The sequence below is a fragment of the Streptococcus sp. GS001 genome (genome assembly GCF_021595565.1).
GTDB lineage: Bacteria > Bacillota > Bacilli > Lactobacillales > Streptococcaceae > Streptococcus > Streptococcus xiaochunlingii.
Genome location: NZ_JACSYJ010000001.1, coordinates 247107 through 272068, shown reverse-complemented (window position 1 = coordinate 272068; position 24962 = coordinate 247107). Strand labels below are relative to the sequence as shown.

Sequence of the window (24962 nt, the reverse complement as noted above, 5' to 3'; positions counted from 1 at the left end):
CTTTTATTTTATTCTCTTATAGCCTTCTTTTTTGAAATTTTTGATATGTTCTGAATAGTTGGCCAGTTCTCCAAACGTTTTTTTCTCATCGTTGGCTTTATTTAAGGCTTCAATATCTAAGTCTTGGTAGACGATCTTGGTATGAATCATCAGTCCACCCTCTTTCGTCCGACTCACATCTGTTGTATAGCCCGAAATTCCTTTTTTAGGTTCAACAATTTCTTTTTTAATATATTCGAACTCAGAGTCATCTTCAATATTTACATTAAAATTATCAGCCCAAAACTCTTCAGAGATCATTTGATTGGCTCTATGTCGAATCGTCACTCGAAGAAGAATGTCTTTATCTTTTTTCTCATAGGTTTCTTCTCTTTCAACGCTACAAGCTGTCAGTCCCAGAAATACTATAAATGTGACTACAAGCAGGAGTCCTTGTTTCAAGGTTTTCATAAATACCTACTTCCGTTTCCGAGCAATCAAATGGATTGGGGTTCCTTCAAAGACAAAGGCTTTCCGAATTTGATTTTCCAAGAAACGAAGATAAGAGAAGTGCATGAGCTCTTCTTCATTGACAAAGACCACAAAGGTTGGTGGCTTGGTAGCAACCTGAGTCGCATAGAAGATTTTTAGACGTTTTCCTTTATCTGTCGGTGTCGGATTAATGGCAATGGCATCCATGATGACATCGTTCAAGACAGCTGAAGGAATCCGTGTATTTTGGCTCTCACTGATCTGCTTGATCATATCTGGTAGCTTGTGCAAGCGTTGCTTGGTCAAAGCAGAGACAAAGATAATAGGTGCATAAGATAAGTATTGGAATTGATCTCGAATATCATCTTCCCATTGCTTCATGGTGTGGTTATCCTTTTCAAGGGTATCCCACTTATTGACCACGATGATCATCCCTTTTCCAGCTTCATGGGCAAATCCGGCAATCCGCTTATCGTACTCGCGGATTCCTTCTTCTGCGTTCAAGACCATCAAGACCACATCCGAGCGATCGATAGCCCTCATAGCCCTCATGACAGAATATTTCTCTGTATTTTCATAGACCTTACCAGATTTTCGCATTCCGGCTGTATCAATCATGGTGTACTCTTGGCCTTCTGCATCCGTGAAATGGGTGTCAATCGCATCTCGCGTAGTTCCTGCTACAGGACTGGCAATGACGCGGTCTTCCCCAAGGATGGCATTGATCAGACTAGATTTTCCGACATTTGGGCGACCAATCAAGCTGAACTTGATGACATCTGGATTTTCTGGTTCACGATCCGTCGGAAGGTTTTCAACAATAGCATCCAAGACATCCCCTGTACCAATCCCGTGCACAGATGACACTGGCAAGGGTTCGCCTAGACCAAGAGCGTAGAAATCATAGATGTCAGTTCGCATCTCTGGATTATCCACTTTATTGACCGCTAATATGACTGGTTTGTGGGTCTTGTAGAGCATCCGAGCGACATACTCATCTGCATCGGTAATCCCTTCTTTTCCAGATACGACAAAGACAATGACGTCTGCTTCATCCATGGCAATCTCCGCTTGGTGCTTGATTTGCTCCATGAAAGGTGCGTCCACGTCATCAATCCCGCCAGTATCAATAATACTAAATTGGTGGTTGAGCCACTCAGCCGTTGCATAAATACGGTCCCGAGTAACCCCTTCGACATCCTCGACAATGGAAATCCGCTCACCGGCAATCCGGTTAAAGAGCGTTGATTTCCCGACATTTGGACGTCCTACAATGGCAACAGTAGGTAAAGCCATGGTGTCCTCTTTTCTCTTATTTTTCTAGTTGGTGTTTCTTTAATAATTCTGCCGTAGCAGCTGGTTCTTCCTGTCCAAATTGGGCAGCCAAGCGTTGGCTCCAAGTATCCGTTGCCCGTGCTCCAGCATAGGCAGTCTGTACTCGATCAAAGGCTTCAATCACTTCAGGAGTCTGCTCCTGGTAACTTTCTTCGAAGACAACAGCTTCCAAAGGAAGGCGGGGCTTCACAGGATGGTTCTGATTTGGCACTCCTAAAGCCATCCCAAAGACAGGATAGGTGTAGTCTGGTAAGTTAAATAGTTTCGCCACTTCAGCCGCTTCATACCGAACCAAACCAATAATGACTCCTCCGTAGCCTAGACTTTCAGCAGCCAGCAAGGTATTCTGACCTGCCAAGGCCGCATCTACAGAAGTAATCAATAAATTATCTGGTCCTTCTGGATGGAATTGATCCGTATGCATCCGAACCCCTTTTTCAGCTCGGTTGAGATCTCCTACAAACAGTAAGAAAACAGAGCATTGACGAATTGCCTCCTGAGGGACGAATTGATAGAGCCCCTCTTTCTTTTCCTGGCTTCTCACTAAGATAATGGAATAAGACTGGAAGTTCTTCCAAGAGGAAGCCATCTGTCCTGCTGTTAGGATTGCTTGAAGGTCTTCCTCTTTGATGTCCTCCTCCTTAAAGCGACGGACAGAGGAATGAGATTTCATCAAATCAATTATAGTATTCATCGGCGATTTTCTCCCTCTAGGCGGACTTCTTTAGCAAGGAACTTAATTCGCTCCATGACACGTTTGGCTTGCCAAGTCTCATCTCCATTCCGTGATGTAGCAAAATGACGTTCTAAATCTTCAAAGTTGAAATTCGAAGTAAAGAAGGTTGGAAGAATCTCCTGCATCCGATGTTGCAAAATCACTTGCAAGACTTCATCCCGGACCCAAGGCGACATTTGCTCTGCCCCAATATCATCAAGAATCAAGATTTCAGCCTTCTTGACCTGATCCAACATCTCTTTTACTTGCCCTGTATTAATGGCATTTTTGACATCGATAACAAAGCTTGGGAAATGCAAGAGAGTTGAAGATGCTTGCCGTTTTTCAGACAAGTCATGAGCAAGAGCTGCCATCATATAGCTTTTCCCAACTCCGAAATCTCCGTATAGAAAAATTCCTTTACGGGCTTGAGGATAGGAAGCAACAAAATTGGCCAACTCTTCAAAGGCTCCAAAACGTCCCCGATCATCCAAGTCAACTTTCGCTAAGGAAGCTTCCCTCAAGGTGCTTGGCAAGTTGATCAGCTGCAAGCGTTTATTGATAGCAGCTTGTTTTTGTGCCTCAATCAACTCAGGTGTCTCTTCATAGGAAACATCCGCATAGCCTTCATTCATGACCAATACAGGCTTATACCCTCTTGCAATATAATCTTCATCCCCGAGGACAAAGCGATTTCGTTCACTGATGTATTGGTTAAATTTTGAAATGCTACGACGGATTTCTGCTTCCGACAAGGCTTCCTTTTGAATAAAGCTTGCAATCTCAGGTTCGGCGAGAATTTGAGCTACCAATTCTTCATAATTGAACTGCTGTGATCGATTCATCTGGGACATGGTTTTCCCTACGCTCTCCATTTACTCCCCTCCTTGATTTAATTTATCGAGCAAGGCTCGTTTTTGTTGTTCTAGATTAGCCTGTTCTTCCTGGCTGGTCTGATTGGTATAGTTAGGCTGACTCCACTTAGGAACATTGGTTTTTCCAGTCGCTTGTCCACTCTTAGTTGCTTTCTCTTTTGCTTTTTGTGTATGGGAGTCTTGGCGCTGGCGGATCTTCAGGACAGCCTCTTCAGCCGTTTTAATTCCCTCATACGCAAAATCATTCCCAACTTTTAAGGCATATTTTTCATTGAGATTAGCAGAAGCAACCTTATTAAAGGTCAACAACAAGATCACGTTTATGACTTCATCTAATAGGCCTAACTGGGCCAAGTCAGAAATTACTTGGCGTTCTGATTGGGTCACAACAGCCTTACGCGCTTTTTTTATTCCTGCTAAAAATTGACGACTGGTCTTATTTTTAGCTTCCCGGATAATGGCCCTTTCCTGCGGAGTGAACTCATCCTTACCTTTTTCTTGTGGCTCTTGGGTCAGTTTTTGTCTCATCCGTTTGGTCGAAATGACCAAATTAACCGCTGTCTCCTTGGCCAACAGATAGGTCTCGTACCAAGTCCAATTCTTCTCTTCGGTGATGGCATAAAGAACTAAGAGGTCCTCTTGTTCGTTCTCAAAACGAAGGCCATCCCGTACCATTAATTGTTTAAAGTGCTCTAAACTGAAGGAAGATACTTTCCTCTGAGGGGTCGAAACACCATCAATCCCAAAAATAGAGGCAAAGTTCACCTTCCGTTTCTCTCCCTCTGGTTTTTCAGGAAGCAAGTCACGAACTGCTGCTTCTCCTATTTTTTTCTCCAGCAACTTCTGATAAGCAACATTGGCGAAAAATTGATCTGCTTCTAGCGGAGCCAAAAATCGGAACTGAATTCCTTCATCTGTCTCAAAAACCTCTAGTAAATTCATGGCAATCAAACGGTCTAGACTTTCGAGAAAATGAGCGAAACCTAGATCCAAATGATTTAAAACAACAGCAATCAGCCGTTTTTCTTTCCCCTGATCATAGAGACTCAGCAGAAAAGTATATAATTGACTTGCTTGAACACCTAATATTGGTCCATACAGATGCGTGAAAGAGGCTCCTGTAGGCGCTAAATAATTATTCTTCAAGAAAGAAAATGAAGTATTGGGCTTCATCTATTTTTCCTTTTTCTTCTTCGTTCCTTTGGTAATCTGCTTTAAGAGACTTTCCAATTCACCAACATCCTTGAAACTACGATAGACACTCGCAAATCGAACATAGGTAATTTCGTCCAATTCTGCTAACTCGTCCATGACAAGTGATCCGATATAGTCACTCTGGATCTCATTTTCACTCTGACTACGAATCTTTTGTTCGATTCGCCCCACAATTTCCTCAATTTCGTCACTCGACACGGGACGTTTCTGAGCAGATCGAATAATCCCATTAAATATTTTATCTCTAGAAAACTGTTCCCGGGTGCCATCTTTTTTCACCACAACAAGAGTCCGCTCTTCTACTCGTTCATAAGTGGTGAAGCGATGATGACATTCATCACATTCTCTTCTTCTACGAATCGTTTTTCCATCTTCTGCCTGGCGACTATCTACAACACTAGACTTATTTCCGCCACATTTTGGACACCGCATGGACACCCTCCTTATCGTTTCTTAATACTTTATTCTATCATATTTAGGGCTAAAGTGAAAGCAAGGGAAATAAAGAAAATCCCTAGCCTCCTGGAGGGATAGGGATTTGAATATTATGGTAAATACAAGTCAGCTGACAAACCATAATGGTCGCTGACGAGAGGCTGACTAGAACCATCAAACACAACTTCTAGCCGTTCGATAACCCATTCTTTTGAGGTGAAAATATAATCAATCCGCAAGGGTACTTGATTATCATCCCATCCATCAATTCCAGGACCTACAGTGTAAGTCCCCTTGGTCTGGCGAGCTTCAATAAAGCTATCTTGAAGAGCTAGCGGGCTCGCTAAAATGGCTTCATAACCTTCTTGCCCAGCTGGATTATTAAAGTCCCCAGCTAAAATCAAAGGCTTTTGCAATTGGCTAAAGCGTTCTTCTAAACGCGCCCACTCTTGCTGGAAGCCTTTGTCCCACCAAGAGAGGTGAACACTGGCAACAGCAATGTCTTTCCCATCAACTTGGGTTTCTGCAATGGCAATCCGTCGTGTATGATAATCTGTTGGATCATTCACATCTGAAACCAAGAGTTCGCTTGCCTGGATTGGGGTACGCGATAGAATCGCCACACCTTCATGATAACGGTCATAGCCGATATGGTTATAAGCCCAGGTCCAGTGGTAGCTCAATCCTTCTTCTTCTAATTTTTCAACTAAACAACGAACATAGTGATCCTGATGGATCGGCTCCGAAGAAGGAGTTGGATGGTACAAGTCATTAACAGGAACAACTGGACTTTCGATGGTCTGATTAATTTCTTGGAAACAAATCAAGTCGTATTGCTTTTCAAGAATGTCTTTTAATAAGTCCTCAAATTTTTGTTGGGGATTTTCTTCCATCCAACTATGAGTGTTTAAAGTTAAAAATTTCATGATCCTACTCTCCTAATAGAGAATTCCCTGTATCCAATAGATACAAGGAATAACTCTCATAGATTATAATTCAACCTTAGCAACCACAGCATCTGCTGGAAGTTGACCAGTTTGTGTAAGAGTAACAGATTTAATTGCTGCACCATTTGTGAAGACTACAACTGTTGAAGTTGCACGTCCAGCTTCACGAATAGCATCCAAATCTGCTTCTACCAATAGGTCTCCCGCTGCCACTGTTTGGCCTTCTTCTACCTTCACTGTGAAAGGTTTACCTTCCAAACTTACAGTATCAAGACCGATATGAACGAGGACTTCAAGACCAGATTCTGTTACCAAACCAAGCGCATGTTTGGTAGGGAAGACGCTTGTCACCTTACCAGCTACTGGTGAAACAATCTGACCATTTGCTGGTTCAACTGCAAATCCGTCACCCATCATTTTTTGTGAGAAGACTGGATCTTGAACTTTTTCTAATTCAATGACTTGTCCTTCAGCAACTGAGTGAACTTCTTCCGTCACCCCTTTAAAGGCAACTTCTGCTTGTTGAACCGCTGTCTTTTGACTTGGAAGAGTTTCAGGAATCACTTCACCTGAGTCTAACAAATCTTGGATATCTGATTTCAAGACGTCCGCTTTTGGACCGTAAATCGCTTGGACACCTTGTCCTTTCATGACAAGTCCCATTGCTCCTTCAGCCTTCCATTGTTCTTCTGTTCCGACTTTAGTTTCGTCTTTAACAGTAACACGAAGACGAGTCATACATGCATCTACATCGACGATATTGGCACGACCACCAAGAAGGTTAATGATGTTAACCGCTTGAGAAGCAGCAGCCACTTTACTTGAACCTGAAGTTTCAGACTCTTCTGCACCACCCTCAGCTTGTTCGTAGTTTCCATTACGTCCAGGAGTTGCGTAGTTAAATTTCTGGATCATGAAGTTTGCAATGAAGTACATGATCACTGCAAAAAGTACAGTTACCCAGATGAAATTAATGATATCCATACCAATACCAGCTTTAATGGTCATTGGTGTACGAGTCAAGAACTCAATTGATCCAAATGAATGGACACGGAGATTGACGATATCTGCCATCGCGAAGGCTGCACCTTGTACCACTGCATAAACGAGGTAAAGAGGCATTGCTACGAACATAAACATGTACTCGATTGGTTCTGTAACCCCTGTGAGGAAGGTTGCAAGAGCAGTCGCAATCATCATCCCTTTGTATTTGTGTTTCTTATCAGGGTCTACATTACGGTAAATGGCAAGGGCAACCCCCATCAAGATACCGAATGAACCGATCATTTGTCCCACTTTGAAACGAGCAGGTGTGACAGTATCCAACAAGTGTTGGTAAGTAGCAGGGTCAGAAACTTTTGTATTTCCTAAGTCTGTAATCCAAGCCAACCAAAGTGGATCTTGACCAAATACTTGAGTGCCTTTTGCTGCACCAGTTAACACTTCATAAGTACCACCCAATTGAGTATAGTTGATTGGGATAGTCAACATGTGGTGAAGACCAAATGGAAGCAAGAGACGTTCCAAGGTACCGAAAGCAAATGGTGCTAAGATTGGAGCAGTCTCTTTTGAGTTAGCAATCCAAATACCAAAGTTGTTAATTCCTGTTTGGACTACTGGCCATAAGAATGACAAGATAAGAGCCACAATTGCAGAACGAAGGATAACGACAAATGGAACAAAGCGTTTCCCGTTAAAGAATGATAGGGCATCTGGTAACTTGCGGTAGTTGTAGTATTTGTTAAAGGCTGTTGCCCCTACAAAACCGGCAATAATCCCAACGAAAACTCCCATATTCAAGGCAGGTGATTCTAACACACTCGTGAAGTAATCAGCAACCTTGATAGATCCACCAAGAAGTGTTTTCACCTTCGCTTCTGGATCTTTCAGCATATCTCCTGTTACACCGAACATCACACCAGTGATCCGGTTAATCAGGATAAAGGATAGACCTGCTGCAAAGGCCCCACCCGCACGTTCTTTCGCCCAGCTACCACCGATAGCGAGAGCAAAGAGGATGTGGAGGTTTCCGATAACCCCCCAACCGATCTGTTCAAGAACACCACCGGTAGTTACCAAGAAACCAAGTTCTGGATTAATCATTGCAATGGTTTTACCAAGACTGATCATCAGACCTGCCGCCGGCATAACTGCAATGACCACCATCAACGCTTTACCGAATTTTTGCCAAAATTCAAAGCTTAATAGACTTTTGAATGATTGTTTATTCATCATTCGACCTCCTTATAAAATTGAAATGCCCGCAATACGAGAAAACGTTTGCATATTTCACTTACTATTATACCACTTTTTTTCTTTTTGTAAAGCCCTTACATGTAAATTTTTAATTCACAAACATTATATACAAAGGCCTTGGAAATACTGTAATCCAGGCAAACGTTTGCTTCTTTCACAAGATTTTAAAAAAATTTTTTTAAAAAATTTTTCTTTCTTCCTTTTTGACAAACAAAAAAATCCCTTTGAGATTTCTCATCAAAGGGATTGTTGTTATTCTTGCATTTGGTAGCCGACACCTCGGACAGTTTTGATATAGCTCTTTTGTCCTGGAAGATCTATTTTCCCACGAAGATAGCGAATATAGACATCAACGATATTGGTTTCTGCTGTACTCTCATATTTCCACACCCGCTCTAAGAGTTGCTCCCGACTAAGGACATGTTTGCTTCCCATCAAAGTCGCTAACAGGTCATATTCTCGACGTGTCAGGTCAATCACTTCTTCTCCCCGATACACCATATGATTCTCGACATCAATACGCAAATTTCGATAGGAAGTAGGAGCTTTCATCTGATTACAATGTTGGTCAATAAAATCACGACCTCTAAAAATAGCGATGATTTTCTCAACCAAATCACTGATCACGAATGGTTTGATGACATAAGATACTGCAAATCGTTGGATACTCTCCATATGCTCTGAAATTTTCTCACGACTATCCAAGACAATCAAGACTGCTGCAGGACGAATCTTGCTCAGACGCTGGGCAAACTCTTCCCCACTCATATCTTCTAGTTCGTAATTGAGAAGAATTAAATCATATTCTGTAGCTTGCAGGAGTTTCAAGGCGAGTTCCCCTTGTTCTACCAAATCAACTACATAGCCTGCTTTCTGAAGTTCTAAATCAATAAAGCGCGCTAAATTCTTTTCATTTTCTACTAGTAATATCCGCTTTGTCATAACCTACAATTATTTTTCGTCGTACCAAGAATAGTGGAAGGTACCTTCTTTATCCTTACGTTGGTATGTGTGAGCACCGAAGTAGTCACGTTGTGCCTGGATCAAGTTCGCTGGAAGATCCGCTGAACGGTAGCTATCAAAGTAAGTGATAGCTGCTGAGAAGGTTGGGACTGGCACACCAGCTTGAACAGCAAGAGCTACGATATCACGAACAGATTGTTGATACTTAGCAGTGACATCCAAGAAGTACTCATCCAAAAGAAGGTTAGCAAGGTCTGCATCACGGTTGTATGCATCCGTGATCTTTTGCAAGAAACGAGAACGGATGATACAGCCATCACGCCAGATAGAAGCGATGTCTGCAAATGGCAAGTTCCAGTTGTTTTCTTTAGATGCAACACGCAATTGTGCAAAACCTTGTGCGTATGAAATGATTTTTGAGAAGTAAAGGGCTTGACGGATCTTTTCGATCAACTCAGCCTTATCACCTTCAAATTTGAAAGCAGCTGGTTTTGGAAGCACCTTGCTAGCGTGTACACGTTCTTCTTTGTATGTAGAGATGTAACGGGCAAATACTGACTCCGTAATGAGTGACAATGGCACACCAAGGTCAAGCGCTGATTGGCTAGTCCATTTACCAGTTCCTTTATTTCCTGCAGCATCCAAGATGTAGTCAACGATTGGGCCATCTTGACCTTCGTCGTCTTTGCGTCCAAGGATATCCGCAGTGATTTCGATCAAGTAGCTGTCCAATTCACCCTTGTTCCACTCAGTGAAGATTTCAGCCATGTCTTGAGCAGAAAGGCCAAGCAAGTGTTGCATCAAGTCATAGCTTTCAGCGATCAATTGCATATCCCCATACTCGATACCATTATGGACCATTTTCACATAATGACCAGCTCCATCAGGACCGATGTAAGTCACACATGGTTTACCATCTTCTGGTGCTTTTGCAGAGATTTCTTCAAGAACATCAGCTACCAATTCATAAGCTTCTTTTTGTCCACCAGGCATGATAGAAGGACCTTCAAGGGCACCCTTTTCACCACCAGAAACACCTGTACCGATGAAGTTGATACCAGAGTTCGCCAACTCTTCATTACGACGGATTGTATCTTTGTAGAACGTATTTCCTCCGTCGATCAAGATATCGCCTTTGTCCAAATGTGGAAGAAGGGCTTGGATGGTCGCATCTGTACCAGGTCCTGCTTGAACCATGAGCATGATCCGACGTGGTTTTTCGATTGAGTTTACGAAGCTTTCGATATCATAGCTTGGTACAAAGTTCTTTTCAGGATGGCAAGCAACAACATCTTCTGTTTTTTCTTTACTACGGTTATAGATAGCAACTGTGTATCCACGAGATTCAATATTAAGGGCAAGGTTACGACCCATTACGGCCATACCAACAACACCAAAGTTTGCTTTTGTCATGTGACACTCCTCTTTATAGTTTGCCTATATTCTACCATTTTTTGACATCAAATGAAAGTAGAAAATCATCCCCTGCCCCTTCATGTAGAAAGATAGCTCCTATCTACTTTGAAGCAAAAAATAAAAAGTGCCTGAGTTACAGTCCTCAGACACTTTCTAATAGATTCTAGTCATCGGTTTTAGACATTCATTCATTAGCTTCCATAATTCGCTATTTGTAGACAGACACCGTTTCTAACTTCGACTAGCTCCCCGCTATGCTAGCTAATTTTTGCTCCCCACCCCTACTTTCGCTTTCCTTTAGGAAGGCTCCTATCAAACATTATTCTTCTCCGTCAAATAATCCTTGAAGGCCAGCAAAGGGGCTATTTTCTTCTTTCTTAATCGCTTGAGCGGCTTGGTATTCTTCTTCGGATAGGATTTTCCAATCATTGCCTTCGATAAACCCTTGTCCAGCCTCCTCTTCTGGAGTGAGAACCTTGAGGGGAATATTGAGCAGGATATTATCCGCCACACTCTCACTCAGATCAATCTTCCCACCTTCGATTGGAAGGATCAAGTCTTCCTCTAGGGCCTCGATATCTGCGTCAGACTGTACGTCCTCAGCAAATACTTCTGTTACAGGATAGCTTTCTTGGAGTTCAACAGGTTCCATGCTTCGACTAGATGCCAAAACGATGGTGTAGTTCAACTGGTAATCCAAGACATAAAGACCTGTATCATGAGCTACTCGACCTGTCGCTGTCACATTCTTCAAATCAAGAATTTCTGGATTACGCTTTTGCAATTCTTTTAACAAATCCAACTCTTGAGCAAATGCTAGTCCTTCAGGATTTTTACGGATTTCTTGTGTAAATAAATTCATTCTATATTGTCCTCAAATCTTCTAGATACTACTAGTATATCATGAAGCTGTCCCTTCAACCAAGATGTCTCCTCAAAAATTTGTTATAATCATGAAAAAGATACAGAGACTAGGCAAATTGGTGTTGTACACAATGGTCCCACATCTCTTGAACAAAAGATGGTCACTTGCTAGGGCATTGATCAATGTTAGATAGAGGAGAAGTCATGAAAGAAATCGGAGCAGTTTTTCGGCAAATACGTGAAAGTCGCCACATCTCTTTAGAGGAGGCTACGGGTGGCGAATTTTCGCGCTCTATGCTGTCTCGATTTGAAAGAGGGGAAAATGACCTGACGACGCAACGGTTTTTTCAGGCCCTTCAACAAATCAAAACCAGCCTCAGTGAGTTTTCCCATCTAGCAGGGATCGATCAGCACTCCTTTATTCCCAAATTGTTGAAAGAGCACTATGAAAACATGAGCTTGGAACATGATCAAGCCTTGTACCAAAGCTACCAGCTAGCCTATCAGAAAGATCACAAAAAAGAAGACTTATTAGCCAGTATTATTCTCAAGGCCCAAATGCTTGGCAACTATCCTGAGGTAGAGTTGGCCGCTAGCCAAGAGGAACTAGATTTCCTCTATGACTATCTCTTCTCTGTCATGATCTGGGGAAATTTTGAGTTAAGCCTATTTTCACTGACCTCTCCTCTTTTCTCTAGTCAGCTCTATCGACAATACACAGAGGAATTGGTCCAACGGGAGGACTTCAAGCTTCTCCTAGACTCTTCTCTGCCTGCCCTCAACTCTATTTTTCTCAATGGTTTTTTTCTGGCCATTAGTTCAAAAGAATTTGAAGATGCAACCTATTTTGATCAGCTGATCAAGGACCACTTTTACTCTGAAAACGAAGCCTACCTTCGGACGGTTTATCTCTATGCCAAAGGGGAACTTCTTTATCGAAAGGGAGAAAAAGAAGCTGGTCTAGAAAAGATGGAGCAGGCCATTCAGGTTCTATCCATCCTTGATTGCAAGGTTAGTGCCAACTACTACAAACAGGGTATGCAAGAACTTATCAAGGAATCCTGAAAAGAGAGTGGGACAGAAATCGGTAATTCGTTAGAATTCGATTTCGTCGTCCCACCTCCGCACAGTTGAGTAGGGCTGTAAAAGCTGATGAAATCAGCGTAGTAGAGCCCACTCAACCACTGCGTCTTGCTCGACAATCCAAAGACAATTGAGAGGCTAGGACTTTTGTCCCAGCCTCTTTTTGTTGAAAATATGCAACATTTTGATTTTCTTGTTTTTGAGGTCTACAATAGAACCATCAAGCAAAGAAAGAAGGTTCCTTCCATGATGACCAAACTAAAAAGATACTTCCTTCATTTGTTTCTCAAGCATACCAGCGTCTACCTAAAAGATCAGAAACTTCTTCTCTCTGAAGAGGAGAAATTGGAGGTCTTTAAACAGATTGTTCGATCCATCAAACAAGTCCTAGCAACTGTTCACACGAAGGGGGAAGGTTTATGAAACTCTTAGCTCGTAATAAAATTTTTGCCTTACTCAGTCTTTCTCGCTTTTTGAATACCCTTGGTGCTGCCATCTACAATCTGGTCTTTGTGGTCTTTGCTGCCAGCATGCCGCAACCGAGTCTGGCAGTTGGCATTGCCAATCTCATTGTGTTTATTCCTAGCCTCTTTAGCATTTTTGTTGGGATGAAGGCTGACCATACGAAGAAAAAAGCTAACTGGTTGATCCGCATCGGCTTTCTCCAAGCCATCCTCTTCATCCTTATTGCTCTCATGACCAAGATTCCGGGTTACCTAGCCTTTTCGATTGTTTGCTTCTTAAACATTGTTTCAGATTGTTTGAGTGATTATCGCGGAGGCTTGCAACTCCCCATCATGAAAAAGAACATCTCTAGCGAGGATTTGATGGAGGCCTACTCCTTCAATCAACTACTTAGTATGGTCTGCTCGATTTCTGGACAGGCCCTAGGGGTTTGGCTGCTAGCTATCAGCCATCAACATTTCGCCCTGGTCGCTTCGATCAATGCAGTGACTTTTCTCCTGTCTTCCACTTGTCTCCTGATGAGAAAAAAGCAGCTGACACATGACCCCGTCATTGAGCCCCAAAATAAGAATTCTTTGGTACACGAATGCCAAGAGATGTACCAGAACTCCAAAAGTATTTTTGCAGATGAGGAGATCCACCACTTTGGCAAGTTGCTCTTCTCATTGGTTCTCATAAATGCCCTAGGGGGGTCCATCTCTGGCATCTACAATCTGCAACTGCTTCACTCCACCTTCTTTCAGTTGAACTTTAGCCAATCCCTCTTGATCTTAGAAGCTGTGACTATTTTAAGCATGGTCTGGGCTAGTCTGACACCCCACGATTATTTTTCCAAGCAAACCCTCCACCATATCCTCCTGTGGATAGCAGGTGGGCTGACTATGCTTGGGCTCACAAATATTCTGGTGCACTGGGATTTCCTTTCCCTTCTACTCATCACTTTCCTTGGCTATCTTGTTGCAAAAATCAACCCAAAAGTTTCCAGTCTTTTAATGAGTAAATTACCCGCTGAAAAATTAGCTTCTACCTCTAGCTTTTTGGGACTGATGGTCAGCTTTGCCATGCCACTTGGGACAGCTCTCTTTTCTAGTCTAGCTATCTGGAGCCTTCCCCTAGCTTGGGGGATCTTTGCTATCCTTGGTTTCACTACCCTCCTCTTAACAACTAAATAAAAAACCCACCATTGGGTGGATTGAGCTTAAAGACAAAATTATCTTTTATACAATTCTATTAACTTCTATAAAGATAAATACTTTTTATTCTTTAGAGTTATTCAATCATCTACTGAAACTTTCCGCCGTGAGAAAAGTGCTAGAAACAAGGTTGTTTCTAGCACTCGGGAGTTTTGGAACCTTAGGTCCAAAACTAAGTCATGGAACTTCATAGAAGTTCGCTGACGTCCGTACTCACCCAAGGAAAGGTTCTAAGATGATTGTGTCTTCAATCTGAATCCACTGTTTGGTGGATTTTTTTACATATTTCTTAATCTTTCAACCCGCTCAGCAATGGGTGGGTGGGTATAAAAGAGCTTTTGAAAGCCGGATTCTTTTTTAGGATCGTTGATAAAGAGAGCACTACTTGCACTATCAACTTCTCGTTGCATAGGCACACTGTTATCCAGCTTCAAAAGAGCATTAATCATCCCTTGAGGATTCCGTGTTAATTCAACACTGGAGGCATCCGCTAGGAACTCCCGTTGACGAGAAATGGCTAACTGAACCAAAGTCGCCGCTAATGGCGCTAAAACGATAGCAATCAAGGAAAGGATCAGAATAATAATTTCTAAACCACTGCCCCCTTCGCGATCATCATCCCGTCTACGGCCACCGCCCCACCACATCATACGGCCACCAATACTAGAGAGCATGGTGATGGCACTAGCAAGGGCAACCGCAATCGTGGAGATGCGGATATCGTAATTGCGAATATGGCTGACTTCGTGTCCGATGACTCCCTCCAATTCCTCACGGTTCATCACAGCTAGAAGACCTGTCGTTGCTGCAACAGCAGCATTTTGAGGATTGGATCCTGTCGCAAATGCATTCATCGAAGGATCATCTACAATATAAACTCGAGGCATAGGGATTTGAGCTACCATAGCCATATCTTGGACAATATGGTAGAGTTGAGGGGCTTGCTCTTCGGTCACCTCACGCGCTCCGTTCATCCGCATGACGACCTCGGTTGATTGGAAAATCATGCTAAAGGCATAAATCCCACCAATAATCAAAGCTAGGATGACGCCACCAAGTGAGGAGCCTAACCAGAGGTAGCCAACGGCTGCTCCGATGAGAGCCAAGAGTATGAAAAAAGCAATAAGGAGAATCCAGGTTCTCCTTTTATTGCTTGCAATTTGGTCAAAGAGCATATTAGTCTCCTAATCCGCTAAAGTCCACCTTTGGTACTGCTTTTTCTTCTTCAGGCACTTGAAGGAACTCGGCTTGTTTGAAGCCAAACATTCCAGCAATCACATTTGTTGGGAAAGTTTCCAACTTGACATTGTAGTTGCTTGTGACACTGTTGTACAATTGACGAGCATAAGAAATTTTGTTTTCTGTGTTAGTCAATTCTTCTTGCAATTGCATAAAGTTGGTGTTGGCTTTCAAGTCTGGGTAGTTTTCAGCCACCGCAAAGATACCTGCCACTTGACGTGAAAGAGCATCACTTGCTGCCATGGCTTCTGCAGGTGAAGAAGCTTGCGCTACTTGTTGGCGAAGTTGAGTCACTTTTGCTAGTGTATCTCCTTCGTACTTGGCATAGCCTTTAACGGTTTCGATCAAGTTTGGAATCAAGTCATTCCGACGTTTCAATTGTACATCAATTTGACTCCAAGCTTCACGAGTCTGCATGCGGCTTTTCACCAAACCGTTGTAAACTCCAACAATTAAAAATGCGAGGACCACAAGGACCCCAAGAATAATCCAAATCATTTTATTGAATTCCTTTCATTTCTTTAGTACCAGTATATCAAATTTCCCTTATTTTGTGGTAAAATTATCTTATGAAACCAGAAGAATTTTATGTCCGTTTAGCCGACCTTGGCTTCCCATTAACTAATCGACAAAAAGAGCAATACGAACGCTATTTCGAGCTCCTCGTGGAATGGAATGAGAAAATTAATCTCACTGCCATCACAGAAAAAGACGAAGTCTATCTCAAGCATTTTTATGATTCTATCGCTCCCATTTTACAAGGTTTGATCGAAAATCAACCCATCCGTCTCTTGGATATCGGAGCTGGTGCTGGCTTTCCCAGCCTACCAATGAAGATCCTATTCCCTGAGCTAGATGTGACCATCATTGATTCCCTCAATAAGCGAATCAATTTCCTTCACTTGCTGGCTGAAGAGTTGGGCTTGAGCGGAGTACATTTCTACCATGGACGAGCTGAGGACTTTGCACAAGACAAGGCCTTTCGTGCCCAATTTGATATCGTAACTGCCCGCGCGGTTGCCCGCATGCAGGTTCTCTCTGAACTGACCATCCCTTACCTGAAAGTAGGGGGACGTCTCCTCGCTCTCAAGGCCAGCAATGCTCCAGAAGAATTGGAAGAAGCCAAAAATGCCCTCAATCTGCTATTTAGTAAGGTTGAAGACAATCTACAATATGAATTACCAAATGGGGATCCACGCTATATCACTCTTGTAGAAAAGAAAAAAGAAACCCCCAACAAATACCCAAGAAAAGCAGGTATTCCCAACAAGCGACCATTATAAGATGATACTAAAAAGAAGCTGACAGTTGTCAGCTTCTTTTTGAATAAACTAATTTTTTTAACTCTTGCTCTAGGGTATGGTAGTGATGGCGTTCTAAATGAACTCCCTTGGTCGCCACAACCATACTTGCAAAACGGTTGGCAAAAGTTAAGGCATTCTCCACATCTAGCCCTTTCAAAGATGCCACTATAAAGGCTCCCAGATGACTATCTCCTGCTCCTACAGTATCAACGACTTCTGTCGGAAATCCGGCCACCTCGTAGAACCTACCATCGTATGCGATCGCTCCTTTTTCTCCCAAGGTGACGATGACTAACTGCCCCGTTCTTTGGTAGAGCTTCTTAGCTGCGTCAGCAATCTCTTCACAAGCCGAAAAAGCCTTGGCTTCTGCCTCATTGACATGGAGAATGGGGTGGAGATCATAGATGGCTTCCAAACGCTCCTCGGGAATCAAGAGTCCTCGAGGTCCTGGTGCAAAGATGACTTGACCTTTGATTTTTGACACAGATTGAATCAGTTCCAATCCAGTCGGCTCTTCTACTTCAAGGCCACAGAGATAAATAAAATCGTAGCTTTCCTGCTCCAGAGACTGGAGCCATTCCTTCTGAAAACTATATTCTACTCCATGATCTGATAAAAAGGACCTCTCACCATCCGACTCAATAAAGCAATAACAACAACCATTTGCTCCGGTTACTGAGATTGGAGTCTGGATACCCAGCCTCTCGAGTTCTGCCTTGACAAAGTCCCCGTAGACACCTGTCCCCACTGGCGAGATGAAATCAACATTTTGACCTAAAGCATGAAGCACTGAAGTGACATTAAAGGCACACCCTCCAAGTGACCAAGTCTGCTCATGGATATGGGCGTCTCCTTCACGACTCGGTAGTCGATCCAGATAGACCATAACATCACAAACAGTTGAACCAATCACTAAGGCTTTTGACATGGTTTTCCCCCTCCTATTCTCTATCCTCAACATGGAAAAATAACCAGCACCGGATCGTACTGGTTAGTAAAACTAATCACCCCGATAGATCGGTTGCGGTCCAAATGTTTGGGAAACCGGCATGATTTCAATGCGGTTGACATTGACATGCTTGGGTTGTTGGATGAGCCAAGCCACAGTGTTGGCAATGTCTTCAGGCTGAATGGCATGGGCATCTCGATAGAGAGCTTCTACCCGTTTTTCATCTCCTTTAAAACGAACCTCCGAAAACTCGGTCCCTTCGCAGAGACCAGGCTCAATATTGGTCACCCGAATTCGTTTTCCAGCTAGGTCCGCTCGTAGGTTTAGAGAGAATTGTTTAACGAAGGCCTTGGAAGCACCATAAACATTGGCCCCTGGATAAGGCACCGTCCCTGCAGTTGATCCCATATTGATGACATATCCATCATTTCGTTCCACCATTTGGGGGAGGATTTTCCGGGTCAAATAGGTCAGACCGATAATATTGGTCTGAATCATGGTCAACCAATCTGCAAGCTCTGCTTCATGAGCTGGGGCGAGGCCTAGGGCCAAGCCAGCATTATTGACCAAAACATCCACTCTCTCCCAAGCTTTTGGCAAACTGGCAAGTGCATGATCCACCTGAGAAAAATCCGTCATATCCATTTGAAGGGGATAAAAAGCTTCTCCCAGCTCTTCTTGAAGAGCCTGTAGTTTTTCAATGCGTCTAGCAGCGCCAATCACGCGATGCCCATCGGCAACTAAGCGGTGACAAATGGCTTGGCCAAAGCCAGCAGATGCTCCCGTTACTAAAATTGTTTCTGCCATTTTCTTACCTCCAAGGATTATAGAAGCGACCTTTGTTTACCCAAATCAGGACGATACTCAAGATCACCATGAAGATTGACCCCAAGATAATCAAGCGATCACGAGTGGTCATCTCCTGATAGGTGTACCAGGTCCGTTTTTTATTTTTTCCAAAACGACGCAGTTCCATGGCTGTAGAGATCGTTTCAATCCGCTCCAAAGAACTAAAAATCAAGGGAGAAATCATCTGAAGATTTCCCTTCACCCGTTGGACAAAGTTGGCCTTTTTGGACAACTCCAAGCCTCTTGCTTCTTGCGAGAGCTTGATAATCTGGTATTCCTCCTGCACATCTGGAATATAGCGCAAGGTCAAGCTCACTGAGTAAGCAATCTTGTAGGACACCCCAATCTGGTTGAGACTCGAAGCAAACTGGCTGGGATGGGTGGTCATCAAGAAAATGAGAGCTAAGGGAATGGTACACACATACTTCAAAGCTAGGTTGAAGAGATAAAATAACTCTTGGGCTGTAATACTATATGCCCCTAAACCATCTAGAAGAACTGTCTTTGCTCCATAGATTTCTACCCCATATTGAGGGGCAAAAAGATAGACCATCAAGACATTTAGCAGGGCAAAAGCTAAGGCAAAACTCAGAACAAAGGAGATGTCTTTCAAACGAATGCCTGAGGTTGCAAATAAGGAGAGGGCACCTAGACCAATGACCAACAATAAGCGAGTATCGTAACTCAACATGGCAGCTAATGATACCAACAATAAGAAAAGAAGCTTGCTAGCGCCTGATAGGCGATGCAGAAAACTGGTTCCGGCATGGTAGCCGACTAAGCGATTATTCATGACCTTCCCCCTTCTGATTCATATAAAACTGGGTCAAGGCAAGAGGATCGACACCAAGTCGATTTGCCAAGGCGAAAATAGATGTTTCTTTCAAATTAGCCCGTCTCAAAATTTCTGGTTGGGTCAAGAGCTCTGCCGGTGTCAAATCAGCCAAAACCTGCCCATCCATGACCACGACTGCCCGGTCCGAATAATCCAGCATGAGCTGCATATCATGGGTAATCATGACAATGGTATGGCCTTTTTGATGGAGTTCATCAAGGAAATCCATAATTTCCGTATAGTTTCGTTGGTCCTGACCAGCCGTCGGCTCATCGAGGACCAGAACATCTGGTCCCAAGACAAGGATAGAGGCAATGGTCACCCGCTTTTTCTGGCCATAAGACAGAGCAGAGATCGGCCACTTACGAAATTCGTAGAGACCACAGGTTTTCAAGGCTTGATGGACACGACTTTCGATCTGGTCCTCTGGAACATTTCTCAAGCGAAGACCCAGGGCCACCTCATCAAAAATCATGTTGGTCGAGATCATCTGGTTAGGGTTTTGCAGGACATAGCCCACGCGCTCTGCCCGCTCCTTGACACTATCCCCCTTGATATCCTCTCCCTTTGAGAAATAGGTTCCTTCCGTCTGGATGAAGCCACAAATCGCCTTAGCAAGGGTTGATTTTCCAGCCCCATTTTTACCAACAATAGCCAACCGTTGGCCTTTTGGAATGGTTAGAGAAAGATCTTTTAGAATGGGCTGGCTTTCTCGATAGGCAAAGTTCAAATGACCAAGTTCTAGGATTGTCTCTGCCTCTGCTCCTTTTTCAAAATGAGGAGTTGGGATATCCACTGATAAATCCCCAAGTGGTAATTTTTCTACCTTGTCCAAATGCGGTAGCTTGCTGATATCCTGGCCTAACTGGCGAAGAGTCGTTAAATAGAGGGGTTCACGAATCCCATTTTCAGCCAGCAGTGTGGTCCTCAACAACTCATCTGGGCTCCCATTAAAGAGAACTTGCCCTTGATTGATCAAGATGACCCGATCAATGGGACGGTAGAGTACATCCTCCAAACGGTGTTCGATAATAATGGTTGTCGTCCCCTGCTCTTCATGAATCTGATCAATCAGATCTATGATATCCTGACCCGATTTGGGATCTAGATTAGCCAATGGCTCATCAAAGAGCAGGATCGGACTTTCGTCAATCAGGACACCCGCCAAGCTAACCCGTTGTTTTTGCCCACCAGATAAATCTTGAGGCCGATTGCCCAAGAGCTTGCTCAAATCTAAGCGCTCCGCCCAGGTATGGACCCGGGATTTCATGCTTTCCAGCTCCACCATATCGTTTTCAAGGGCAAAAGCCAAGTCTTCTGCAACACTGAGACCAATAAACTGACCATCTGTATCCTGCAAGACCGTACTGACCAAATGAGATTTCTCATAAATACTGAGATCAAAGGCTTCTTTCCCCTGAATGAGGAATTGCCCACTACTGGTTCCCTTATAGATATTAGGGATAATCCCATTTAAGCACTGGCCAATGGTTGACTTTCCAGAGCCAGATGGCCCGACAATCAGGACCTTTTCCCCCTTATAAATGGTTAAGTTGATATTTTTCAAAGTTGGCTCAGACTGTGCCTTGTATTGGAAGGAAAAATCCTTCAATTCAATCATTGTTTCTTTCATTTAGTTCGCCTTTTCCCATAAGAGCGCAAATTGGATGGCCAAATCCGCGATTCGATCCTTGCTATCTAAATCCTCATGACTAGATAAGGTTCGGATATCCCATTTTTCTTCCGAGAGGTGGTCTGCTGCGTAGAAGAAATGGCAGAGCTCAAAGTCCCGAAAAGCTGCTAAGGCAGCTACTGCAGAACACTCCATATCCACACAGATAGCTCCTGCTTCCATTCGTCGCTTCATCTTGTCGATGGTTTCCCGATAGGGAGCATCTGTCGTCCACACTTTTCCTGACTGATAGGAAACCTTGTGACTATCCAGAAAAGCTTGGAAGAGAGGAAGACTTTCCTTATTTACTTCCACTTCATCACTAGCTGGAAGATAGTGGTAGCTGGTCCCTTCGTCGCGAAGAGCAGCCGTTGGAATGATGATGGAGGTCGCCTCAATATCTTGGTCCAAAACCCCACAGGTCCCAAAGAGCACCAGTTTTTCCATCCCAAATTGAATCAAATCCTCTATAATCCCTACACAGGAAGCAGCCCCAACTGGTGCATTAAAGACAGCAACCTGTTGGTCTCCAATCGTAATCCCATAGACAATGACTTCAAAGTTGGCCATGGAAGTTCTTGTAATGACCTCATGTTCATAATTTTCAAGGAGGCGCGCAAAAGTTACTCTTGAAAAGCAAGAGATGACTACTTTTGGAAATCCTTCAATGGGACCATGTAGGTCTTGTGGGTTGATAATCGCCTGTCGATTGGCATCAAATTCTTCTAACAGCATCTCTGACTTCTCTTTCATTCATTCTACTTCTAGTCCTCTATTATACCACAAAATCGGCCTCTTTCCTTCTAACAAAGGGGAAAGCAAGCTCACTTGTTCGCCTTTTGTAGTAGAAAATGATACCGAATCTCTCCAAAAGTAAAAGAAAATGGGCCGCTCAACCACTGCGTCTACCGTTGACCTCTTTTATGATGAAAATAGATAACTCTTACTAACTCCTACCTCGCTTTTTTATTTCTTGGCTCGGGAAAAGGGAGAGGGACAGAAATCGATTACCATTTAAAACGACGGTTTCGTCGTCCCTCCCCCGCAAAGTTGAGTAGGCCCGTCCAAGCGAGAATTAGAGCGTGGGAGGGGCCACTCAACCACTGCGTCGATCGTTAACCTCTTTCCTGATACAAAAATGAGAACTTCAATGATTCCCTCCTCGCTCTCTCGTTTCTTGGCTCGGGAAAAATTCGTTTACAAAACGAATTTTTTCTGCTATACTTCTTAGAAGCAAAGGTTTTTAATGTCATCCTGTGAGGTGACAAAGACACAGAATATGAATAATCTGAGGGCCCTTGCTATGCAAAAAATTCATGGGCTCTTTTTTGGTGCCCAAAAGTGAGGTTATTATGAAAGAAGAATCAACTGTTGATTTGCTCCTGGATGTCGATCAAAGTCCGGCACCCCTAAAAGGAATCTTATTAAGTTTCCAACACGTTTTCGCCATGTTTGGGGCAACCATCCTGGTACCACTCATCTTGGGCATGCCCGTATCCGTTGCCCTCTTTGCATCAGGGGTTGGGACACTGATCTATATGACTTGTACCGGCTTTAAAGTCCCTGTCTACCTCGGCTCTTCCTTCGCCTTCATCACAGCCATGGCTTTGGCAATGAAGGAAATGGGAGGAAAAGTCGATGCAGCCCAAACAGGGGTTATCCTGACCGGTCTGATCTACGTGCTAGTCGCTGCAGGGGTTAAAGTAGCAGGCACTCGCTGGATTGACAAATTGCTTCCTGCCGTTGTCATTGGACCTATGATTATCGTTATTGGTCTTGGACTTGCAGGATCAGCCGTTAAAAACGCTGGTTTTGTCGAAGGGGGAGATTGGAAAAATGCCCTTGTTGCTGTCGTGACCTTCCTGATTGCCGCCTTCATCAACACCAAAGGAAAAGGTTTCTTCAAAATCATTCCTTTCCTTTTCGCCATTATCGGTGGTTATGTCTTCGCAGTTTGCTTGGGCTTGGTGAACTTTGATCCGGTCCTCAAGGCTAACTGGTTTGAGATTCCTGGTTTCTATCTTCCTTTCAATACGGGTGGGGCCTTCAAACAATACAACTTGTATTTCGGTCCTGAAACCATCGCTATCTTGCCAATCGCTATCGTAACTATTTCAGAACACATCGGTGACCATACGGTGCTTAGTCAAATCTGTGGCCGTCAATTCTTGAAACAACCGGGACTTCATCGTACCCTTCTTGGTGACGGGATTGCTACATCTGTTTCGGCCTTTCTTGGTGGTCCAGCCAATACCACTTACGGTGAAAATACAGGCGTTATTGGGATGACTCGCATCGCTTCTGTTTCCGTTATCCGAAATGCAGCCTTGATTGCTATTTCCTTGAGCTTCCTTGGTAAATTTACTGCTCTCATCTCTACCATTCCAAACTCTGTTCTCGGTGGGATGTCCATCTTGCTCTATGGGGTTATCGCAAGTAATGGTTTGAAAGTCTTGATCAAAGAACGCGTTGACTTCAGCTTGATGCGCAACTTGATTATTGCAAGTGCCATGTTGGTTCTTGGACTTGGTGGAGCAATTCTGAAACTTGGTCCAGTGACCCTATCAGGAACAGCCCTCTCCGCTATGACAGGAATCATCCTTAACTTGATCTTGCCACATGAATCAAACTAAAAGAAAAAGTTCTCAACACTGAGAACTTTTTTTATTAGAGTTGGGCTAATTGCAACAAGCGTTCTTTGGACAATTTTTTAATTTCAATTTGATTAGCATCCAACAATTCAAATTCACTCGAGTCCAAAGCATCCAGTAGGGCTTCTAAATTCACAGCAGCCACCGGCTTATAACTCTCTGGCATATCAGGATTTCCAGTGATTTCCACTAGGTTCACTTTCCAGTCGATGACCTCATCCATATTGACCTTCTCTACAAACTCAGCAGGTACAAAAGGCACACGTGGCAAGACAGTATCCGTATCTTCTGTTAGACTGTAACTGCCAATAATGCCTCCCGTTTCGTTCTGACGGTAGAAACGAACTTGACTAAAGAAGGCGGAGCTGTATTGAACCTTTTTAACCACTTGACTGAACTCCTCTAAAGGTTGAGCGGAGTCTAAAATTTTACGAAGGAGCTCACGATCCAAGATCACAGAATGAGCAAATCCCTGAAGTTGATATTGATGAAGGTCTGGATCTTTTTCTAGATTCTGTAGATTCTTCAGCAAATAGTTCTCATAGTCAAAAGAGAAAATAGAATCTGCGTCATAGCTGGTTCCTAAATTATCGTGAATCTCATTTCCCAACTGGCGAGCTAGGGCACTGAGCCATTCCAAGATGAGTCGCCAATCTTCAAGGGTGGCAAAATCTGCAAGGATGAACTGATAAGCATGCTCTTGATCCAGATAACGAAGGATGATCGGCAAGCAACTCTTGCCATAGCGGATACACATCATGGCTGGAAAATCTTTGAGAGAGCGACCAAGCATGGCTTCCTCAAAACTGTAGGTAAGAACTCCCTCCACCAAATTCAATACATCTTTAGCTGGCATCACTTTTTGATAGCCAAACATACTCTTTTTATTTCGAATTGAAAACACAACTGACATTTGTTTTCTCCTTTTTGTAATCGCTTACCAAATTATAGCACAAATTTTCATGACTTTCCATAGAAAAAAACAGCCAAAAGGCTGCTTTTGAATGTAGACAAATTATTGTGCTACATTAAACAGCTAGATGACTTTCAAAACATGACTTTTATTTTTTAGTCATTAAAGAAGATGAAAAACTTTCCGCTGTGAGAAAAAGTGCTTGAACCAGTGTAGTTCAAGCACTCGGGAGTTTTGAAACCTTAGGTTCAAAACTAAGTCATGGAACTTCGTAGAAGTTCGCTGACGTCCGTACTCACCTAAGGGAAGTTTTTCAA

General features: G+C 43.3%; 23 protein-coding genes and 2 pseudogenes. 5 read left to right on the top strand and 20 right to left on the bottom strand.

Annotated features, from left to right (window positions below):
* Positions 1-3 precede the first annotated feature (3 nt).
* The 11 genes from H8S88_RS01310 to H8S88_RS01260 all read right to left on the bottom strand — a co-directional run bounded on the left by H8S88_RS01310 (position 4) and on the right by H8S88_RS01260 (position 11490).
* Complete coding sequence (locus H8S88_RS01310; RefSeq protein ID WP_236127846.1) at positions 4-450, bottom strand: hypothetical protein; 447 nt, start codon at positions 448-450, stop codon at positions 4-6.
* A gap of 6 nt (positions 451-456) precedes the next feature.
* Entirely contained in the window at positions 457-1767 is a 1311-nt protein-coding gene (gene der, locus H8S88_RS01305; protein ID WP_006595767.1) for a ribosome biogenesis GTPase Der, read from the bottom strand.
* Between the two features lie 16 nt (positions 1768-1783).
* On the bottom strand, positions 1784-2500 hold the full coding sequence (locus tag H8S88_RS01300; protein ID WP_236127845.1) for an NADPH-dependent oxidoreductase: 717 nt from the start codon (positions 2498-2500) through the stop codon (positions 1784-1786).
* Positions 2497-3396 (bottom strand): primosomal protein DnaI, encoded by a 900-nt coding sequence (dnaI, locus tag H8S88_RS01295; RefSeq protein ID WP_236127844.1) that lies wholly within the window; start codon positions 3394-3396, stop codon positions 2497-2499. The genes H8S88_RS01300 and dnaI overlap by 4 nt, the downstream gene beginning before the upstream one ends.
* Positions 3397-4569 carry a DnaD domain protein gene (locus H8S88_RS01290; protein WP_236127843.1) on the bottom strand — a complete coding sequence of 391 codons (1173 nt, stop codon included), beginning with the start codon at positions 4567-4569 and terminating at the stop codon, positions 3397-3399. It lies immediately after the preceding gene.
* A complete protein-coding gene (gene nrdR, locus H8S88_RS01285) occupies positions 4570-5043 on the bottom strand; it encodes a transcriptional regulator NrdR (RefSeq protein WP_006595763.1) in 474 nt (157 codons plus the stop codon).
* Between the two features lie 113 nt (positions 5044-5156).
* On the bottom strand, positions 5157-5972 hold the full coding sequence (locus tag H8S88_RS01280; RefSeq protein WP_129822394.1) for an endonuclease/exonuclease/phosphatase family protein: 816 nt from the start codon (positions 5970-5972) through the stop codon (positions 5157-5159).
* Positions 5973-6035: 63 nt separating this feature from the next.
* Positions 6036-8225: a PTS transporter subunit IIBC gene (locus H8S88_RS01275; protein WP_154854190.1), complete on the bottom strand. Its 2190-nt coding sequence runs from the start codon at positions 8223-8225 to the stop codon at positions 6036-6038.
* Positions 8226-8501: 276 nt separating this feature from the next.
* The gene (locus H8S88_RS01270; RefSeq protein ID WP_129822395.1) at positions 8502-9191 is read right to left on the bottom strand and encodes a response regulator transcription factor; all 690 of its coding nucleotides are present in this window, start codon (positions 9189-9191) and stop codon (positions 8502-8504) included.
* Between the two features lie 9 nt (positions 9192-9200).
* Positions 9201-10625, bottom strand: a complete 1425-nt coding sequence (gene gndA, locus H8S88_RS01265) for an NADP-dependent phosphogluconate dehydrogenase (RefSeq protein WP_006151777.1) — start codon at positions 10623-10625, stop codon at positions 9201-9203.
* 322 nt (positions 10626-10947) lie between these two features.
* Positions 10948-11490 (bottom strand): YceD family protein, encoded by a 543-nt coding sequence (locus H8S88_RS01260; RefSeq protein ID WP_236127842.1) that lies wholly within the window; start codon positions 11488-11490, stop codon positions 10948-10950.
* A 206-nt stretch (positions 11491-11696) separates the two neighbouring features.
* Here H8S88_RS01260 and H8S88_RS01255 point away from each other — a divergent pair, with 206 nt between their 5' ends.
* The 3 genes from H8S88_RS01255 to H8S88_RS01245 all read left to right on the top strand — a co-directional run bounded on the left by H8S88_RS01255 (position 11697) and on the right by H8S88_RS01245 (position 14212).
* Positions 11697-12557, top strand: coding sequence for a helix-turn-helix domain-containing protein (locus H8S88_RS01255; RefSeq protein ID WP_061564258.1), 861 nt, complete (start codon positions 11697-11699; stop codon positions 12555-12557).
* Positions 12558-12821: 264 nt separating this feature from the next.
* Positions 12822-12998: a hypothetical protein gene (locus tag H8S88_RS01250; protein WP_185759929.1), complete on the top strand. Its 177-nt coding sequence runs from the start codon at positions 12822-12824 to the stop codon at positions 12996-12998.
* Positions 12995-14212, top strand: coding sequence for a transporter (locus tag H8S88_RS01245; protein WP_048789514.1), 1218 nt, complete (start codon positions 12995-12997; stop codon positions 14210-14212). The genes H8S88_RS01250 and H8S88_RS01245 overlap by 4 nt, the downstream gene beginning before the upstream one ends.
* Positions 14213-14511: 299 nt before the next feature.
* Here H8S88_RS01245 and htpX read toward each other — a convergent pair whose 3' ends face one another.
* Positions 14512-15408: a zinc metalloprotease HtpX gene (gene htpX, locus H8S88_RS01240; protein ID WP_048716550.1), complete on the bottom strand. Its 897-nt coding sequence runs from the start codon at positions 15406-15408 to the stop codon at positions 14512-14514.
* Between the two features lies 1 nt (position 15409).
* Entirely contained in the window at positions 15410-15970 is a 561-nt protein-coding gene (locus H8S88_RS01235; RefSeq protein ID WP_048789513.1) for a LemA family protein, read from the bottom strand.
* 71 nt (positions 15971-16041) lie between these two features.
* On the opposite strand from H8S88_RS01235, the gene rsmG reads away from it, so the two are divergent.
* Positions 16042-16755 carry a 16S rRNA (guanine(527)-N(7))-methyltransferase RsmG gene (rsmG, locus tag H8S88_RS01230; protein WP_048789512.1) on the top strand — a complete coding sequence of 238 codons (714 nt, stop codon included), beginning with the start codon at positions 16042-16044 and terminating at the stop codon, positions 16753-16755.
* A gap of 28 nt (positions 16756-16783) precedes the next feature.
* Here rsmG and H8S88_RS01225 read toward each other — a convergent pair whose 3' ends face one another.
* The 6 genes and pseudogenes from H8S88_RS01225 to H8S88_RS01205 all read right to left on the bottom strand — a co-directional run bounded on the left by H8S88_RS01225 (position 16784) and on the right by H8S88_RS01205 (position 21816).
* Positions 16784-17704, bottom strand: coding sequence for a carbohydrate kinase family protein (locus H8S88_RS01225; protein ID WP_048789511.1), 921 nt, complete (start codon positions 17702-17704; stop codon positions 16784-16786).
* 72 nt (positions 17705-17776) lie between these two features.
* The gene (locus H8S88_RS01220) at positions 17777-18532 is read right to left on the bottom strand and encodes an SDR family oxidoreductase (RefSeq protein ID WP_048789510.1); all 756 of its coding nucleotides are present in this window, start codon (positions 18530-18532) and stop codon (positions 17777-17779) included.
* Between the two features lie 4 nt (positions 18533-18536).
* Positions 18537-19367 carry an energy-coupling factor transporter transmembrane component T family protein gene (locus H8S88_RS01215; RefSeq protein WP_048789509.1) on the bottom strand — a complete coding sequence of 277 codons (831 nt, stop codon included), beginning with the start codon at positions 19365-19367 and terminating at the stop codon, positions 18537-18539.
* A pseudogene (locus tag H8S88_RS09920) lies at positions 19360-20163 on the bottom strand (energy-coupling factor ABC transporter ATP-binding protein); the annotation flags it as partial. The pseudogene H8S88_RS09920 and the gene H8S88_RS01215, both read right to left, overlap by 8 nt.
* Positions 20164-20190: 27 nt before the next feature.
* Positions 20191-21042, bottom strand: a pseudogene (locus tag H8S88_RS09915) (DUF3744 domain-containing protein); the annotation flags it as partial.
* Positions 21043-21816 carry a nucleoside phosphorylase gene (locus tag H8S88_RS01205; protein ID WP_125335173.1) on the bottom strand — a complete coding sequence of 258 codons (774 nt, stop codon included), beginning with the start codon at positions 21814-21816 and terminating at the stop codon, positions 21043-21045.
* A 617-nt stretch (positions 21817-22433) separates the two neighbouring features.
* Here H8S88_RS01205 and H8S88_RS01200 point away from each other — a divergent pair.
* Complete coding sequence (locus tag H8S88_RS01200) at positions 22434-23714, top strand: uracil-xanthine permease family protein (protein WP_009731544.1); 1281 nt, start codon at positions 22434-22436, stop codon at positions 23712-23714.
* Between the two features lie 34 nt (positions 23715-23748).
* Here the strand turns inward: H8S88_RS01200 and H8S88_RS01195 are convergent, their stop codons facing one another.
* Positions 23749-24645 carry a DUF4299 family protein gene (locus H8S88_RS01195; protein ID WP_048789840.1) on the bottom strand — a complete coding sequence of 299 codons (897 nt, stop codon included), beginning with the start codon at positions 24643-24645 and terminating at the stop codon, positions 23749-23751.
* Positions 24646-24962: the final 317 nt, after the last annotated feature.